16 protein-coding genes and 1 riboswitch are annotated in these 15,308 nt (G+C 66.4%); of the genes, 11 read left to right on the top strand and 5 right to left on the bottom strand.

What is annotated here, in order from left to right; all coding sequences use genetic code 11:
* Positions 1-45 precede the first annotated feature (45 nt).
* Genes NMQ03_RS20795 through NMQ03_RS20775 form a run of 5 tightly spaced genes read left to right on the top strand, consistent with a single transcriptional unit; the run spans position 46 to position 6,107 of the window.
* Positions 46-2,259 (top strand): hypothetical protein, encoded by a 2,214-nt coding sequence (locus NMQ03_RS20795; RefSeq protein ID WP_255173790.1) that lies wholly within the window; start codon positions 46-48, stop codon positions 2,257-2,259.
* A 7-nt stretch (positions 2,260-2,266) separates the two neighbouring features.
* Positions 2,267-2,689 carry a hypothetical protein gene (locus NMQ03_RS20790; RefSeq protein WP_255173789.1) on the top strand — a complete coding sequence of 141 codons (423 nt, stop codon included), beginning with the start codon at positions 2,267-2,269 and terminating at the stop codon, positions 2,687-2,689.
* A 30-nt stretch (positions 2,690-2,719) separates the two neighbouring features.
* Positions 2,720-3,070, top strand: coding sequence for a glycoside hydrolase family 16 protein (locus tag NMQ03_RS20785; protein WP_369693223.1), 351 nt, complete (start codon positions 2,720-2,722; stop codon positions 3,068-3,070).
* Positions 3,071-3,120: 50 nt separating this feature from the next.
* Positions 3,121-5,097: a hypothetical protein gene (locus NMQ03_RS20780; RefSeq protein ID WP_255173788.1), complete on the top strand. Its 1,977-nt coding sequence runs from the start codon at positions 3,121-3,123 to the stop codon at positions 5,095-5,097.
* Entirely contained in the window at positions 5,094-6,107 is a 1,014-nt protein-coding gene (locus NMQ03_RS20775) for an aminoglycoside phosphotransferase family protein (protein WP_255173787.1), read from the top strand. The genes NMQ03_RS20780 and NMQ03_RS20775 overlap by 4 nt, the downstream gene beginning before the upstream one ends.
* Before the next feature lie 12 nt (positions 6,108-6,119).
* Here NMQ03_RS20775 and NMQ03_RS20770 read toward each other — a convergent pair whose 3' ends face one another.
* From NMQ03_RS20770 to NMQ03_RS20760, 3 genes are all read right to left on the bottom strand, one after another.
* A complete protein-coding gene (locus NMQ03_RS20770; protein WP_255173786.1) occupies positions 6,120-7,607 on the bottom strand; it encodes an oligosaccharide flippase family protein in 1,488 nt (495 codons plus the stop codon).
* A complete protein-coding gene (locus NMQ03_RS20765) occupies positions 7,604-8,797 on the bottom strand; it encodes a glycosyltransferase family 4 protein (RefSeq protein WP_255173785.1) in 1,194 nt (397 codons plus the stop codon). The genes NMQ03_RS20770 and NMQ03_RS20765 overlap by 4 nt, the downstream gene beginning before the upstream one ends.
* A 122-nt stretch (positions 8,798-8,919) precedes the next feature.
* A complete protein-coding gene (locus NMQ03_RS20760; protein ID WP_255173784.1) occupies positions 8,920-10,023 on the bottom strand; it encodes a family 16 glycosylhydrolase in 1,104 nt (367 codons plus the stop codon).
* Between the two features lie 3 nt (positions 10,024-10,026).
* A riboswitch (cyclic di-AMP (ydaO/yuaA leader) is annotated at positions 10,027-10,178 on the bottom strand.
* A gap of 388 nt (positions 10,179-10,566) precedes the next feature.
* Between NMQ03_RS20760 and rpsF the strand changes: the two genes are divergently transcribed.
* The 6 genes from rpsF (at position 10,567) to NMQ03_RS20730 (ending at position 14,019) form a co-directional block, all read left to right on the top strand.
* Complete coding sequence (rpsF, locus tag NMQ03_RS20755) at positions 10,567-10,872, top strand: 30S ribosomal protein S6 (RefSeq protein ID WP_015939036.1); 306 nt, start codon at positions 10,567-10,569, stop codon at positions 10,870-10,872.
* A 72-nt stretch (positions 10,873-10,944) separates the two neighbouring features.
* Positions 10,945-11,520: a single-stranded DNA-binding protein gene (locus NMQ03_RS20750; RefSeq protein WP_141158852.1), complete on the top strand. Its 576-nt coding sequence runs from the start codon at positions 10,945-10,947 to the stop codon at positions 11,518-11,520.
* Positions 11,521-11,645: 125 nt separating this feature from the next.
* On the top strand, positions 11,646-11,885 hold the full coding sequence (gene rpsR / locus NMQ03_RS20745) for a 30S ribosomal protein S18 (RefSeq protein WP_003800144.1): 240 nt from the start codon (positions 11,646-11,648) through the stop codon (positions 11,883-11,885).
* A gap of 17 nt (positions 11,886-11,902) precedes the next feature.
* Positions 11,903-12,355 (top strand): 50S ribosomal protein L9, encoded by a 453-nt coding sequence (gene rplI, locus NMQ03_RS20740; RefSeq protein ID WP_255173783.1) that lies wholly within the window; start codon positions 11,903-11,905, stop codon positions 12,353-12,355.
* An 81-nt stretch (positions 12,356-12,436) separates the two neighbouring features.
* Positions 12,437-13,285 (top strand): PhzF family phenazine biosynthesis protein, encoded by an 849-nt coding sequence (locus NMQ03_RS20735; protein ID WP_255173782.1) that lies wholly within the window; start codon positions 12,437-12,439, stop codon positions 13,283-13,285.
* Positions 13,286-13,392: 107 nt separating this feature from the next.
* The gene (locus NMQ03_RS20730; RefSeq protein ID WP_255175689.1) at positions 13,393-14,019 is read left to right on the top strand and encodes an FMN reductase; all 627 of its coding nucleotides are present in this window, start codon (positions 13,393-13,395) and stop codon (positions 14,017-14,019) included.
* Here NMQ03_RS20730 and NMQ03_RS20725 read toward each other — a convergent pair.
* Entirely contained in the window at positions 14,016-14,582 is a 567-nt protein-coding gene (locus NMQ03_RS20725; RefSeq protein WP_255173781.1) for a hypothetical protein, read from the bottom strand. The two genes, NMQ03_RS20730 and NMQ03_RS20725, sit on opposite strands and share 4 nt — an antisense overlap.
* Before the next feature lies 1 nt (position 14,583).
* Positions 14,584-14,901 (bottom strand): hypothetical protein, encoded by a 318-nt coding sequence (locus NMQ03_RS20720; protein ID WP_255173780.1) that lies wholly within the window; start codon positions 14,899-14,901, stop codon positions 14,584-14,586.
* Between the last annotated feature and the right edge of the window lie 407 nt (positions 14,902-15,308).

Below are 15,308 nucleotides of genomic sequence, written 5' to 3'. Positions count from 1 at the left end.
GAGGGTCGCTCCACCGGCGGCAAGCAATCCAGGAGTTGAAACAGTATGGCGCTTCTCATCAGGGGTGACGTGTCCGGCCCGATGAACTCCCGCCCTTCACGCCGGCGCAGGCCAGGGTATTCCGATTACGTCCTGGCACTGCTCGGTGCCGTGACGGCGGTCCTGATCCTGTTCGACGTCGGGGGAGAGTCCATTGCGGGCGCCAAACTCCTGGTGTGCCTCCTCATTCCGGGCTGGGCACTGGTGCGGTGGGTCCGGAATGTGGACCCGGTGGCGCGCCTGATCTTCACCATCGTCGTAAGCGCCACTGCACTGGCCCTGGCCGCCGCCGTCATGGGGTGGCTCCAGCTCTGGAATCCCCGGCCCGCCGCCGCCGGCATCATGCTGGTATCCGCGGCCGCCCTGCTGGTGCCGGGGCCCCCCAGCACCCGGGCCGACGCAGCCCGGCTGCCCCGTCCGGAGCTCAAAACCTATGCACCCTGGCTGGTTCTCCTGGCCGCCATGGTCACATGGGCCGCCACACTGGGGCTCACAAATCCCCACCTCGGCGACCTCGGCCTGCTCGCCGCCTTCCCTGCCACCTGGTACATTGCGCTGGCCCTCGTGGTGGCACTCTGCATCTGGAGCATCGTCCGCCAGGGCGAGCACTCCGGGTGGCTCACCGGCGCCTCCATTACGGGGCTGGTGGTCATCCTTTATTCTTCCGCCGGGCTGCTGACGAACGTCCCGCGGCTGCCCTGGACCTATAAGCACATAGCCGTCACGGACCTGATCCAGACCACCGGCCAGTTCGACCCGGATATTGACATCTACAACCGCTGGCCCGGCTTCTTCCTGTTCAGCGCGTTCCTGGGTGAATCCAGCGGCTACAAGGACGCCATGGCCTATGCCGGAGGGGCCGAGCCGGTATTCGCGCTGATAAACGTGGTTCTGGTGCTCGCCATCGCCAGGACCCTGACAAAGAACCCGCGGATCTACTGGACGAGTGCGCTGGTTTTCGCCCTCTCCAACTGGCTGAACCAAAACTACTACTCGCCGCAGGCCTTCGCCTACACGCTGCACCTGACCATGTGCCTGCTGATCCTCACCTATCTTCGCGGCAACCCGGCCCCCTGGGTTCTCAGGCTTGAGGGCCGGCTGTCCGGCCGCTTCTCAAAAGAGGCGCCCGAGCCGGAGGAGGTCAAGACGTACAGCGGCCGCCAGCAGGCAATGGCCATCGCTGCAGTCCTGGTCCTGCAGGCAATGATTGTGATGAGCCACCAGCTGACCCCATACCTCGCCATCCTGGGGCTCTTCCCCCTCTTCCTGGCCCGCTACTTCAAGCCGGCCTGGGTAGCGCCCGCGCTGCTGCTGATGGCCCTGCTCTACCTCCTTCCCAACGCCGAGTTCGTCAAGGACAAGTACGGCCTGCTCAGCGGTTTCGATTTCCTGGCCAACGCCGGTTATAAAGCCTCCAGCGGCGCGGATGGTCCGTCCCTCCTCTCCGGACGGTGGCTGGCACGCGAAGCACTGGCGTTGTCCCTGTTCACCGCCTTGCTTGCAGGGTTGGGGTTCATCCGCAACATCCTCCGGGGCAACGTCCGCACCACCCTGATCGTGGGGACGCTTGCGGCAACCCCCATCATTGGACTCTTCGGCACGTCCTACGGCGGCGAGGGCAGGCTTCGCGTCTTCATGTTCGCCCTTCCGTGGCTTGCCATCGGCGCAGCCTGGCTCTTCTGGTCCGGGAAACTCCCGGGCAGGAAGGCCGTAGTGGGCGCAACCTCGGCCATCTCGGTCATGGCCGTGCTGTTTACGGCCGTGTACTTCCAGAACGAAGCGAACGTCCGGGTACCGGCTGCAGACGTATCGGCCAGCCGCTGGCTCGACTCCAACGTACGGCGGGGCGACGCAGTAGTGGAAACGAACTACCACCTGCCGCTGCTGGTTGGCTCGCACTACGCCTTCTACCTCCGCACCGGGCAGCTTGTTTCGGTTGCGTCGAAGCTGCACAACTCTGCCCAGCCGTTCACGGGGGATGACATGCTGGCCTACGTTGACAAGACCAGGGCAGCAGCCAGGCTGCGCCCCTCGGACCGGGTCTTCGTGGTGGTCTCGGACCTGCAGCAGCGCACATCCACCGGCGTTCCACGCCAGTTCTCCAAGGATGTCCTGGTCCCGCTTGAGCATGACCTGAACGTGGCCAGGGGCACCGAGCTGGTGTTTGAGAACAAGTCCGTGCGGATCTATGAGGTTTCCCGTGCTGACTGGGGAAGGTAGCGGCCGGGTGTACCAGTTGTCGCTCGTCACGGTAACGTCGTTGTCCATCGTCGGGGCTGCGCTGCTGGCCCTCCACGCGGATTCCTCGAAGGTTACCGGGGCCCCGAAAGGGGATCTGCCGTCCTGGCGGCAGACCATGGTCCAGGACTTCGATGTCCCGGCCCCGCTGGGGGCCGTGGGCCAGGTGTACGGGCAGGACATGCGTGGATATTCCGGCTTTTCCGACTCATCGGGCTTTGGCACGTACACGCCGGACGATGTCCTTTCGGTCCATGACGGCTACCTCGACTTCTACCTGCACTACTCGAACAGCAGGCCGCGGGTGGCCAGCGTCATTCCCTTCGGCTATACGGGCCAGACGTACGGAAGGTACTCGGTGAGGTTCCGGTACGACTCCGTCCCGGGCTACAAGATCGCGTTCCTCCTCTGACCGGCCAGCGACGACTGGAACGAGGGAGAGATCGATTGGCCGGAAGGAGCCCTGGACGGATCCCTCTACGGGAACTCCGCCATCAAAGGGACCCGCACGACCGACGGGATGGACTTCGATCCCGCCGACAAGAAGTACTCGGACTCCCGCGCAGGCCAATGGCATGTTGCCACCATCGAATGGAGCCCCGGCCTGGTCCAGTGGTTCCTGGACGGCGAGCTGGTGGACCAGACAACCAAACCCAAGGGTGTGCCGAACACGCCCATGCGCTGGACGCTCCAGGCGGAGACCGCCGATGACGCCAAAGCAACCTTTCCGGCCGCCGGCACAGCGGGGCACCTGCAGGTTGATTGGGTGGCCCAGTATGCCTACACACCGTGAACGAACCAAGTGCCGCGACCGCGGTTTAGGACGATTTGGGGGATTGCACCATGGATATCACCAGTGACCTTCCGGTTCCCGAAGAGCTGGGTCACCCCGGTGCCCTGACGGAGCCCGAAGTCGCCGCGAGGCAACAGATCCACCCCCGGGTGGCAGCGGTCTTCGACACCCTCGACGGGACCGGGTTGCCATGGCTCCTGCTCCGCGGCGAGGACGATCTGGCCCTGCCCGCGGGGGACGTGGACATCCTCGTGGACAAGCACCTCCTTTCCCGGCTTGACGACGTGATGGCGGCAGCAGGGTTCTGCAGGGTCCTTGCCTGGGGCCACGGCAGCCACAGGTTCTACTTCAGCTACTCACCCGGCGACGGAGCCTGGATCAAGCTTGACGTCGTCTCCGACCTGGAGTTCGGCTCCTGCCAGCAGTGGCGCACCCCGTGGGCGGCCCGCTGCCTGCGGCGAAGGATCCGGCACGGCTCCTACTGGATGCCCGACCCCGCGGACCAGGCCTGGCTGCTGCTGCTGCATCTGTTCATGGACAAGGGTGGAATTACGCCGGCGCGGCAGGATGCTGCGCGGGCGGCTGCCAGGGTGGCGGCCGACGGCGGCAGGATTGCGGAGTCGGTCCGGCGCAGGGTGGGTGCGGGGCTGGCAACGGACATGTTGAACCTGGTCCTCGCCGGCCGGTTCGGGGATGCTCCCGCCATGGCCTCCCAAATGAGGGCGTCCTGGAGTGGCGGGGCGAGCCCTGCGTTCATGGAAGCGGTCAGGCGGACACTGAGGCGCTCGGGCGCCCGGCTCCGGGGGCATACTCCCTTGCTGGGCGTCATGGCTCCGGACGGAGCGGGCAAGACCACCCTGTTGAACGGGCTTCACGCCGACGTGCCGCTGCCCACCAAATACGTGTACATGGGCCTGTGGGGCGCGGGGCCTTTTGATGCGGTGCTCAACCGGATTCCGGGCGGAAGGACGGCCAAGAAGGTGTACCGGCTGGTCCGTGGCGGAGTCCTGGCCAGGTTTTACCGCCGCATGGGCAAGGTGGTGCTGATGGACCGCGTGGCGTACGACGCGCTGCTTGCCGGCCCCGGCGGCGGTCCCCTGGCACGGATCAGCAACGCCCTGGCCCTGGCCGTCATCCCTGCCCCGGACGTGCTCCTGGTGCTTGATGTTCCCGGCGCGGTGATGTTCGAGCGGAAAGGTGAACACAGCCCGGAGCTCCTGGAATCGTGGCGGAACGACTACCTCCGGCTGGCAGGCCGGCTTCCCGGCAGCCGGGTGGTTGATGCGGCCCAGCCGGTGGAGGCCGTGCAGCGCGTGGCTACCGGCATCATCTGGGACATGTGCTCCCCGGCTGCCGGGAGGGCAACCACCGCAAGGCGCGCCCTGCACCGCACCACCGCCGTCGGCCCCGCTTCCCCGAGCCCCGCCGCGGCGGAAACCGTCGCCGGCGAGGCCCTGTCCCTGCACCTTTGGCGGCTCCTGGACTGGCGGTTCCTGCTTCCGGTCCTGCAGCCGCGCACCCTGGGCTTCGCCGGAAGGGTGAGTGCGGAAACAGAATCGGCACTGCGCCTGCTGGACCCGCAGGCTGTGCGGCTGGACGAGCCGGACACCGGGCCGGGCGGAAGGACATGTGACGTGGTGCTGCTGGCCTCGCCGGGCCCCGGCCAGATCGAAAGCGCCGGCTTGGCACTGGAACCGGGAGGCTGGATTTGCGTGGAGGCCAGCCGCTCCCTGCTCCAGCGTTCCGGACCCCGGACGCTGAGAGGGTGGAAGCGGACGCTGGAGCGCCGGGGGTACCAGGACGTTGCCTTGTACTGGAACGCCCCCAACCGGGAGCGGACAGCCAGGCTGGTTCCGGTCCGGTCCGGCGTGTCCATCCGGGACACCCTGGCCCTGCGCAAGGATGTGCGCTTCGGGGCCCTCAAAGCGGCTGCGGTGCACATGGCCCTGGCACTGCATGTCTTCGACCTCCTGGTCCCCGAGGGCACCGTCACGGGCCGGCTTCCGGAGAGGATTGCGGAGCGATGAGCTTCATAGACCAGTTCCTGCGGGACCACTTCGACGAGTTCGCCCTCGACCAGTACGGCCTGGGCAAGCGATGGGAGACTCTGCTGCTGACCCCGCGGTTTGCAACCTCCCGGCACGTGGTGGCCCTGGTCTTCCCGTTCCGGCACAGCGAACCGGCCCTGGTGGTGAAGGTGCCGCGGCAGCCCGGGGACAACAGCGGCGTCCGCCGTGAGGCGGCCATGCTGGCCCAGCTCTCCGCCGCCGTCCGCGACTCAGGCGCCGGTGTTCCACGACTGGTGGGAATCCGGGACGTGGGGCCGTACACGGTCCTGGTCGAAACTGCGTTGACCGGCCTGCCGCTGGATCCCAGGACGGTGGCAGCGGACCTGCCTGCCGCCGTCGCCACCGGAGCCGCATTCGTGGGGGCACTTCCCTGCACGCAGCCCGCCGCCGGCAACGTGGACTGGTACCAGCGCGCCGTTGCCGCGCCATTGGCGGCCCTGGAAGGATTGGTAAGCCCGGATGCCCGGACGAATGAGCTCGTTGGGCGCACGCACGAACTCCTTGCCCCGCTGCGCAGCTCGCAACTGCCCGCGGTCATCGAACACGGCGACCTGAGCCATCCCAACCTGCTTGTTAAACCCGGCGGCGCCCTGCAGGTCATGGACTGGGAACGCTCGCTCACGGATGGAGTCCCCGGGCACGACCTGGTGTTCTACCTCCAGTACTTGAGCGAATCCAGCGAGCAGGCGTTCGCCCGGGAGGCCCAGATGGCGGCCTTTGACAAGGCCTTCGGGAAGGGCGGCTGGGCGCTGGAGCCGCTGTCCAGCCACCTTGGCATGCGGGGAGTGGACCACTCACTCCTCCCGCTGCTGGTCATCGCCACGTGGGCGCGTTCCACCGCCACGCTTGCCGACCGGCTGGCGCAGGAGGCGGAGGCTGATCCGACGCAGGGAAACGGGAAAGTCCGGGCCGCCCTCCAGGCGGACAGGGACTTCTGGTTGTGGCGCCATGTTGTGGAAGCCGCGTAGGGCGGCCACCCGCTAGGAGGTCCGGCTGTCCGCCGCTCCCGGGTTTTCGTGGTTGTGCCGGAAAAGACCCAGGATCTCGTCGTGCAGGTCCCGGTAGCCGAACCGCAGCACTGCGTATACCGCGCCCACTCCGGCCACCACCATGACAACCAGCGTGGGGACCGGTCCCAGGGCATGCCGTGCCAGGTTGACCAGGCCCACCAGGCCCACCGCGGCGCCGCACACCAGGCCCGGAGCGGCGGCCCGCATCATCCGGCGCATCCTTGTGCCCATGACCTTGGCGGCTACTGCCTGCATGCCGAAGGCGAAGACCACGGCCACCACCATCTGGGCGCAGGCGACACCTACGATGCCCCACTGGGTGGCGAAGATCAGGGCCGGGAGGAGGACCACCAGGCGGACCACGGAGATCCAGATGGACAGACCGGGGCGGCCCATCGCCTTGTAGACATCATTGGCCCCGGCGCCCAGGGAGCGGGCGGCCGCGTACAGGGCCAGGAATACCAGGGGCGTGACCGATTCCTCCCATTGCTGCCCGAAAAGGACCGGGACCAGGACGGGTGCCACCACGGCCAGGCCCACACCTGCCGTGATGCCGTACAGCGCCTGCACGGTGACACTCTTCAGGTAGCCGTCCCGCAGCCGCTGCCGGTCGCCCCGGACCTGCGTGTACAGGGGGAACAGGACGGTGGACAGGACAAAGAACACGTTCAGGATCAGGGCCTCCGGCAGCCGGAACGCGAGGGTATAGAGACCCAGGGCGTGTGCGCCCAGCACAATGCCGATGACCAGGTAATCGACGTCGAAGATCGCCCTGGCAAGCATGGTGCTGCTTACCACGGGAGCGCCGAAGCGGACGTTTTCCCCGATGGCGCTTTTGCTCACACGCCAGATTTGCCAGGGCGCCTCGCGGCGGACCAGGAACCAGCAGGTGGCGGCATAGGCCACGGACCCGGCAGCCGTTCCGACGGCGAGTGACCAGGCGCCGTGGCCGGTGAACGCCAGGTAAAGGGTCACCGTTCCCATGGTTGCGGCGCGCAGTACCGGAGCCGCCGTGAGCTGCCTGAACTTCAGGTCCCGGCGCATGATGGCTTCCGGGACGGCGCCGCAGGCCGTGGCAAACACCGAAACGCCAAGGACCTGCACCAGCGGGGCCACGCCGTCCAGCCCAAGAAGGTCCTCCACCGCGTCAGCAGCAAGCAGGGCGGCCAAGGCCAGCACTGCGCCCAGGGCAACGGAAAGCAGCAGCGCCGATCTGGCGATGACCGGTGTCTTGGGCAGGTAAACCAAGGCCTGTCCCACCCCGGCATCGGCGATGGTTTCGGCGTAGGCCATCAGCACCAGCGCCAGGGCGACCAGGCCGTATTCCTCAGGCGAGAGCAGCCGTGCCAGGACCACCGTGGTCACCAGCACGATCACCCTGCCCGAGGCGAAGGCGAGCCCCTGCCACAGGGCTCCCCGGACTCCCTTGCGCTCCAGTTCCCCCGGCGCGTACGTCATGGTTGCCTGTTCGTCCGGGTAAGCTCCCCCGCGGGGGATAAACCAGCCATGGCCGCATGGACTTCCGCCAGGTATTCGCCTGCCACGGTGTCCCAGGTGCGGACTGCGCCTGCGGCCGCCGTTCCCGCAGCGCCGTGGGAAGGCCCGGGCGGTTGCTTGGGAGCGGTGAGGTGTTCCACCACCTCGCGGACAAGTGCATCCTGGCTGTCCCGAACGGCCAGCAGCGGATGCGCGGGAAGTTCCCTCGCGGCCACCGGGGTGGCCACCACGGGCAGACCCGCGGCGAGGGCCTCCAGGACGGAGTTCCGGATTCCTACGCCGTGCTCGTCCGGGAAAACCGCCACATCCGCCCCCTGGAACACGTCCAGGATGGAAGGCACGTTGGCCAGGATGTCCACCCGGGGTCCGGCCAGCGCCTGCACCGCCGGTGTGGGGCGCCGCCCTGCGATGACGAAGCGGGCGTCCGGGACCTCCCGCCACACCAGCGGCGCGATCCTGTTGACCAGTACCGTCGCGCTGTCCGCGTTGGGCGCGTAGTTCAGGCTGCCCGCGAAGCACACCACGGGGGCCTTCCGCTCCCGGCGGGGACCGGTGGCCACCGCCGTGCCGTTGGGGATGCTCGTGACCGCCCTGCCGAGCGTGGCGGACCAGGCCGCTGCGTCCTGGGCTCCGACGGTCAGGAGCCTGGCCCGGGGCGGCAGCTGCCGCTCAGCGCGGGCGGCCAATTGTTCGCGCAGCCGGTAGGCGGGCCGGAAGGTGCGTGCGATCGCGGTATCCATGCCGGCCCGGATGGACCAGGGGTCCACTGTCTGCAGCACCAAGGGACCGGTGATGCAGTGGGACAGGAAAAGGGCGTGGGGGCCATGGATCAGGGTTGCGTCCCGGCTTGCGGACAACCGGGCGGCGGCTGCGCGGGCAGACGGGGTGGACCGCCGGTGTTTTCCCAGTCCCGTAAGGCCGCCCATGGAGCGGGCAAAGGCCGAAAGTTCTTCCCGCGGGGCCAGTTCGTACACGGTATCGCAGCGGTTCCTGATTTCTGCCGGAACCGGAACAGGACCCGAGAAGGTCAGCAGCGTGACGGCAACGTCAGGGGGGAGGTGCAGGATCACTTCGTACGGGATCATCGAGCTTCCATCCCCCAGTTCCGGATCCCGGTTGGGCACGCTTTCCGTCACGTACAGGAGCTTCATTGCAAGAGTGTACTGGATCACATAGTCCCCGGAGGGTTGCTTTAGGCAACCTTGAGGGAAGCCGAAAAAGGGCGACGGCGGGAGGTTCCGCCGTCGCCCTTCTTACCTGGGTGCGTGGCCTGCTACTGCCAGGCGCGCACGTAGTCCACCATCATCTGGGACGGTGCGCCGTAGGCCGGGTTCGTGGAGGAGGCGCCAACATTCAGCACGATGTACTGCGGGGCATTTCCGTCGTCGGTGGGGTAGGACTTGACCTTTACGCCGTCGAAGTACACGTCCGAGGTGTTTGGCATCCGGTGCAGGCCAAAGGTGTGGTACTCGTTGGCCCAGTTGCCGCCCACGCCGCCCTGGTTGTGGGAGCCGGAACCGGAGTGGTAGTTCACGGTCATCCTGGCCTGCAGCACCTCGGCGATGTCATTCTCGCCGGTGACCGGCCACGACTGTCCGGTGGTCCAGAAGGCAGGCCAGTTGTAGAGGCCGTTGGCGTTGCCCGGGAACTTGATCCTGGCCTCGACGTAGCCGGTGGTGAACTGGAAACCGGTCCCCGCCCCGCCCCTCGGGTTGGTGGATACCAGTCCGCCGGAGGTGGATGAGCTGAGGCCCAGGGCCAGGTTCCCGTTGGCCACGGAGACGTTCGCCGGGCTGGTGGAGACCTTGTTCATGGTTCCGCAGCCGGGGGAGAACCAGCAGCCGGACCACTTCGCGGCGTCCAGTCCGGCCCCGTTGAACTCGTCGGCGAAGGTCATGGTCCAGTTCCCGGGGACCCCGGCGGGCGCAGGCGTCCCGCTGCTGGCCAGCTGTGCCGCTGCCGGCGCCACTGCGATCGGGGATTCGGAGGGAGGGGCAGGCGCGGCGGGTGCCGGCACTGGCGCGGGGGCAGGTGCCGGTGCCTCTGCCGGGGAAGGAGCGGCAGCAGGAGCGGCTTCGACTGCGGGGACGGGCGTTGGAGCGTGAACCGGAACGTCCGGAGTTTGGCTGGGTACGGCGCTGCCGGCATCCTCTGCACTTGCCACCCGCGCCACATCCGCGGTTCCGTCACCGTGGGTCAGGCCCAGGCCCAGGGAACCTACGCCGAGGAGTGCTGCGGCAAGACCGGCGGCAAGAGGCCGGCGACGGCGCGCCTGGGCTGGAGCACCGGACCGGGAGGCCGGGGATGTCCCGGCAGGATCTATCTCATTTTGATAACGGTGCGCTGGGTTGGCGCTGCCTTTGCGGGGTGCGGGCATGGAAAAGCTACCTCTCATCGCCTGCGGAGTTAGCTGTCGGGTTCGGATGAGGGCATCCGGCCGCGGGTTGCGGCTTCACCCCAAGGGCGGGCACGTGGCCTCGCCCGGGACGCTCGGGTCCCCCGCCTCTGCCTGGTATCTGGTGTTAATCACGGACGCGGCAGAGTTGGGCGGCATCCGGGACTGGAGCCGGCTGGGGGCGGCCCCCGGACGACCGTACACGAAAGGGCTCCAAGAATCACAATTAGGTAACGGACCTCACTGCGTTGGCGTGGCGCTGCCCGGTCGGCGAAAGTGTATTGGTAACGGACGCCGCTGGCTGCAGGTTTTCCACATGGCTGAACCTCCGGCTGCTGCCCACCTCCAGCGGGGCTAGCCTTGGGTCAAGCGTGAATCGCCTATCGGGTCCAAATGCACTAGGATATTGAAGTCTGTGCTGCGTCCTGCCTCCGTTCCGGCGGCAAGGCATTGCACGGAATCGCAAATGAACCTCCTGTTACGGAAATGCCGTAACCGCTTAGCCCAAAGGAGGTGGGTTCACATATGCGTCCTTACGAATTGATGGTAATCATCGACCCCGAGGTCGAAGAGCGTACCGTTGAGCCGTCGCTTCAGAAGTTCCTGAACGTCATCACCAACGATGGTGGAACCATCGAAAAGGTTGACATCTGGGGCCGTCGCCGTCTGGCTTACGACATCAAGAAGAAGTCCGAAGGTATCTACGCCGTGGTGAACTTCACCGCCAAGCCGGAGACCGCCAAGGAACTTGACCGCCAGCTGTCTCTTAACGAGACCATCATGCGCACCAAGATCACCCGCCCCGAAGAGCAGAAGGTTGTTGCTGAGTAGTTCAGCACCGTCTTCATTCTTTACCCCGCGGGAAACGCACTCTTCACCCAGGATCGAACAAGGAGGCAGTAGATGGCAGGCGAGACCACCATTACGGTCATCGGTAACCTCACCAATGACCCGGAATTGCGGTTCACACCGTCAGGTTCGGCAGTAGCGAACTTCACCATCGCTTCCACCCCCCGCACCTTTGATCGTCAGTCCAACGAGTGGAAGGACGGGGAAACCCTGTTCCTCCGCGCTGCCGTATGGCGTGAAGCAGCCGAGAACGTCGCCGAATCCCTGACCAAGGGCATGCGGGTGATTGTGACCGGCCGCCTGAAGAGCCGTTCCTACGAAACAAAAGAAGGCGAAAAGCGCACCGTTATCGAGCTTGAGGTCGATGAGATCGGCCCCAGCCTGCGCTACGCCAATGCCAAGGTCAACCGCACCCAGCGCTCCGGCGGACAGGGTGGCGGCGGCTTCGGCGGCGGCAACAGCGGCGGTGGCTTCGGAGGCGGCAACTCTGGTGGAAACCAGGGTGGCAACTCCGGTGGAGGCTGGGGCGGCGGCAACCAGCAGGCTGCACAGGACGATCCCTGGGCTACGCCCGGTGTATCCAACGCAGGCGGCTGGGGCAACGGCCCCGATTCCGAACCTCCCTTCTAAAACCCAAATATCGGCCCGGCGCCGGGACTGCAGGGGTGCGCCACGCACCCAAGGCACTGCCGCCGTCGGACCACCACCATCCCGTGGATCAACATCCACGGGCTCCCTAGAATAGGAGCTCCACGATGGCTAAGGCTGAACTCCGTAAGCCCAAACCAAAGTCCAACCCCTTGAAGGCCGCTGACATCACTGTCATCGACTACAAGGACGTAGCATTGCTGCGCAAGTTCATCTCCGACCGCGGCAAGATCCGCGCCCGTCGCGTCACTGGCGTCACGGTGCAGGAACAGCGCAAGATCGCCCAGGCAATCAAGAACGCCCGCGAAGTTGCTCTGCTGCCTTACTCCGGCGCTGGCCGCGGCTAAGGAAGGGATTAACTAACATGGCAAAGCTCATTCTGACCCACGAAGTCACCGGTCTCGGTGCTGCTTACGATGTTGTCGAGGTCAAGGACGGTTACGCACGTAACTACCTGCTGCCCCGCAACTTCGCCCTGACCTGGTCGAAGGGTGGCGAGAAGCAGGTTGAGTCCATCAAGGCTGCCCGCGCCGCCCGCGAGCACGCTTCCCTGGAAGATGCTCAGAAGCAGGCCGCTGCACTGTCCGCCAAGCCGGTCAAGCTGGTCGTCAAGGCCGGCGAGTCCGGCCGCCTGTTCGGCACCGTCAAGCAGGGCGATGTCGCCGACGCTGTTGAGGCCGCTGGCCTTGGCAAGATCGACAAGCGCAAGGTTGAACTGCCCGCACACATCAAGTCGGTTGGTTCCTACCAGGCCAACGTCCGCCTCCACGCTGACGTTGCCGCTGTGATCGAACTGGACGTGGTGGCAGGAAAGTAATTTCCCCACTCCACGTTACGACCCCCGTCGCCGGACTCCGGCGGCGGGGGTCTTTCGTTTGTGCGGTGGTAGCCTGCTCCGGTGAACCCGAACCCCCGTCGCCGCCCCTTCCACCAGGTGGATGTCTTCGCCGGCCTGGCCTACCGTGGCAACCCGCTCGCCGTCGTGCTGGACGCCCAAGGCCTGGACGCGGCAACCATGCAGCACTTCGCCAACTGGACCAACCTCTCGGAAACCACCTTCCTGCTGCCTCCCCGGGATTCCCGCGCCGACTACCGGGTCAGGATTTTTACCGGGACCGAGGAGTTCCCGTTTGCGGGCCACCCGACGCTGGGCTCTGCCCATACGTGGCTGGAAAGCGGAGGGGTGCCAAAGTCCGACGGCTGCGTGGTGCAGGAATGCGCTGCGGGGCTGGTCCGGATCAAGCGCGACGGCGGGAGGCTGGCTTTCGCGGCGCCGCCCCTGACGCGATCCGGCCCCGTGGAGGAGCCCGTCCGCCGGCAGCTGGCAGCGGCGCTGCGGGTGGCCCCAGGCGACATCCTTGACGCGTGCTGGCTGGTGAACGGGCCCGAATGGATCGGTGTCCTGCTGGAGTCCGCCGGGCAGGTGCTGGCCCTGGAGCCGGACCACGCAGCCATGGGCGACCTTAAAATCGGCGTCATAGGGCCACACGCTCCCGGCGCCGGCGCCGACTTTGAGGTGCGCACGTTCCTGCCCGGTGATGCGATGGCGGAGGACCCCGTCACCGGCAGCTTCAATGCCGGTGCAGCCCAGTGGCTGATGGGAACCGGCAGGGCGCCGGAGCAGTATGTGGCCTCGCAGGGGACCGTGCTGGGCCGCGCCGGGCGCATCCACGTGAGCGCTGAGGACGGGGACATCTGGGTGGGTGGCGAATCGACCACGTGCATCCAGGGAACCGTTCTGCTCTAATCAGGGTCCCGGCAGGGCCTCCGGGAATACTCCGCCGCCTGCGGCAGTTCAACGGTATAGATGCAAACGCATGTATGATGGATTTGAACGAGCACCAGGAGAATGCCATGGAAACCCGCCGCATCACCGTCCTCTCCGCAGGACTTGGCGTACCCTCATCGAGCCGGCTGCTGGCCGACCAGCTTTCGGCGGCCGCCACGAGGCAGCTTGAGGCAGGCGGCTACCAGGTGGCGGTGGACGTCGTCGAGCTCCGCGACCTGGCCGTGGACATCGCCAACAACTTCGTCACCGGCTACGCCGCTCCGAGGCTGGCGGACGTCATCGCGGGCGTGGAGGCATCGGACGGAATCATAGCCGTGACCCCGGTCTTCAGCGCCTCCTACAGTGGTCTCTTCAAGTCCTTCATCGACGTCCTGGATCCCAAGTCGCTGGACGGCAAGGCAGTCCTGCTGGGCGCCACCGGCGGAACGGACCGGCACCAGATGGTGCTGGACTACGCTCTGCGGCCTCTGTTCAGCTACCTTCGGACGCGCATTGCGGCCACCGGCGTCTTCGCCGGGCCCCAGGACTGGGGAACCGCCGAGGAAGGCGGGGCATCCCTCGCGGACCGGATCGAACGTGCCGCCGGCGATTTCACCCGCCTGCTGGAGGGGCTTCAGCCGGGCCGGAAGTCCGCCCCGCTGGAATCCCTCCCGTTCGAGCAGTTGCTGGCCGGTATTTCCGGATCCCGCTAGTCGTCCAGCAGCGCGATGAATTCCCGGGCCTGCTTCAGCGAGATATCGGAGTGCCGCGTCAGCGCCGTGGCCGCCGCCTCAGTGTCGCCGCTCCGGGCCAGCGTGCGGATCCTCCCGTAGATCTCGTCATTGAGCATGTTGCTGCTGACTTCCCGGGTCACGTCGCCTTTGCTGGCGATCGCCCGGTAGCGGTACGGAAACCGCTGCGGCTCGTCGTCGTCCTCCTCGATGATCTGTGCGGGCTCCTTGCTCAGGTAGGGCTGGGGGTGCGCCGCCAACGCGCCCACCGCGTCGCGTGAAGCCCGCAGCCCCTCACCGGTGACCTCGTAGTACAGCTTGATGGCGGCCATGGCCTGGCCTTGCGCGATCAGGGCATAGATCCGCCGGTGCTGCTCCTCAGTCAGGCGCCCGGCAGCTGTCCGGGCCAGTTCCTGGGGTGTGGCGGCGGGCTGGGACGGGGCCGTACCGTGCGCGGCTTTGCGCCTGCGGGCGGCGCTGTATGCCACCAGGACCGCCGCAACCACCGCGAGCAGGATTAGGACGGGGACCATAAGGGATTCCATTTCATGAGCCGTTCTTTGTACTTCCTGGCCGTTGCCAGGTGCCGTTGCTTTGCTGGCCACCCGGCCGGATATGTTCCTGCTGCTGGTTGTGCTGCTGGGCGTTCTGGCTGGGGTGGGTGGCCGCCGCCAGGCGGGCCCGGGCGGCGGTGGCAGCCTGGACCTGGGCTGCGTAGTGGCGTGCCGAGCGCTCGGCAAGCTCGCGCTGGTATTTGTCGGCTTCCGACGTTCCCGCATCACGCGGCCGTAACGCGGTGGCAATGCCCCAGATGAGCGCCACTAAAGCTATCGCCGGCAACAGCACCAGCAGGAGATCGCCCATATGTAGAGCTTAATCCAGATTGGGTTTATCCACAGCAATATTCAACTGTGCGCATACAGGGCCGGGTGCTCGGCAGTCAAACTTCCGGCATGGAATATGAGGAGCACCACGAGCCCGCGGAGAGGCACGCTCCGGGGACCCTGCAACCCTCCTGCCGCTGCATATCCCCGTCAGCGCCTGTGGATGAAATTCCTTGGAGGAAATATTTACTCCACAAGCTGGCAATCCTGTTTCCGCAGGTCAGACGCGGAAAGCGGGCTAAAAAAATTTGGTATCCACAGAGTTCCCCACAGGCTGTGCACAAGCTATGCCGCATACTGCACAGGTTATCCACAGGGCGTGCGCCTTGCCGGCTTTGCGGGTGGCGCCGTGGGGGCTAGCGTAGCGGGGTACCTGTTCTCCACAGT

This window comes from Arthrobacter sp. DNA4 (assembly GCF_024362385.1).
Classification (GTDB): domain Bacteria; phylum Actinomycetota; class Actinomycetes; order Actinomycetales; family Micrococcaceae; genus Arthrobacter.
This window is presented reverse-complemented; position numbering and strand designations above follow the sequence as displayed.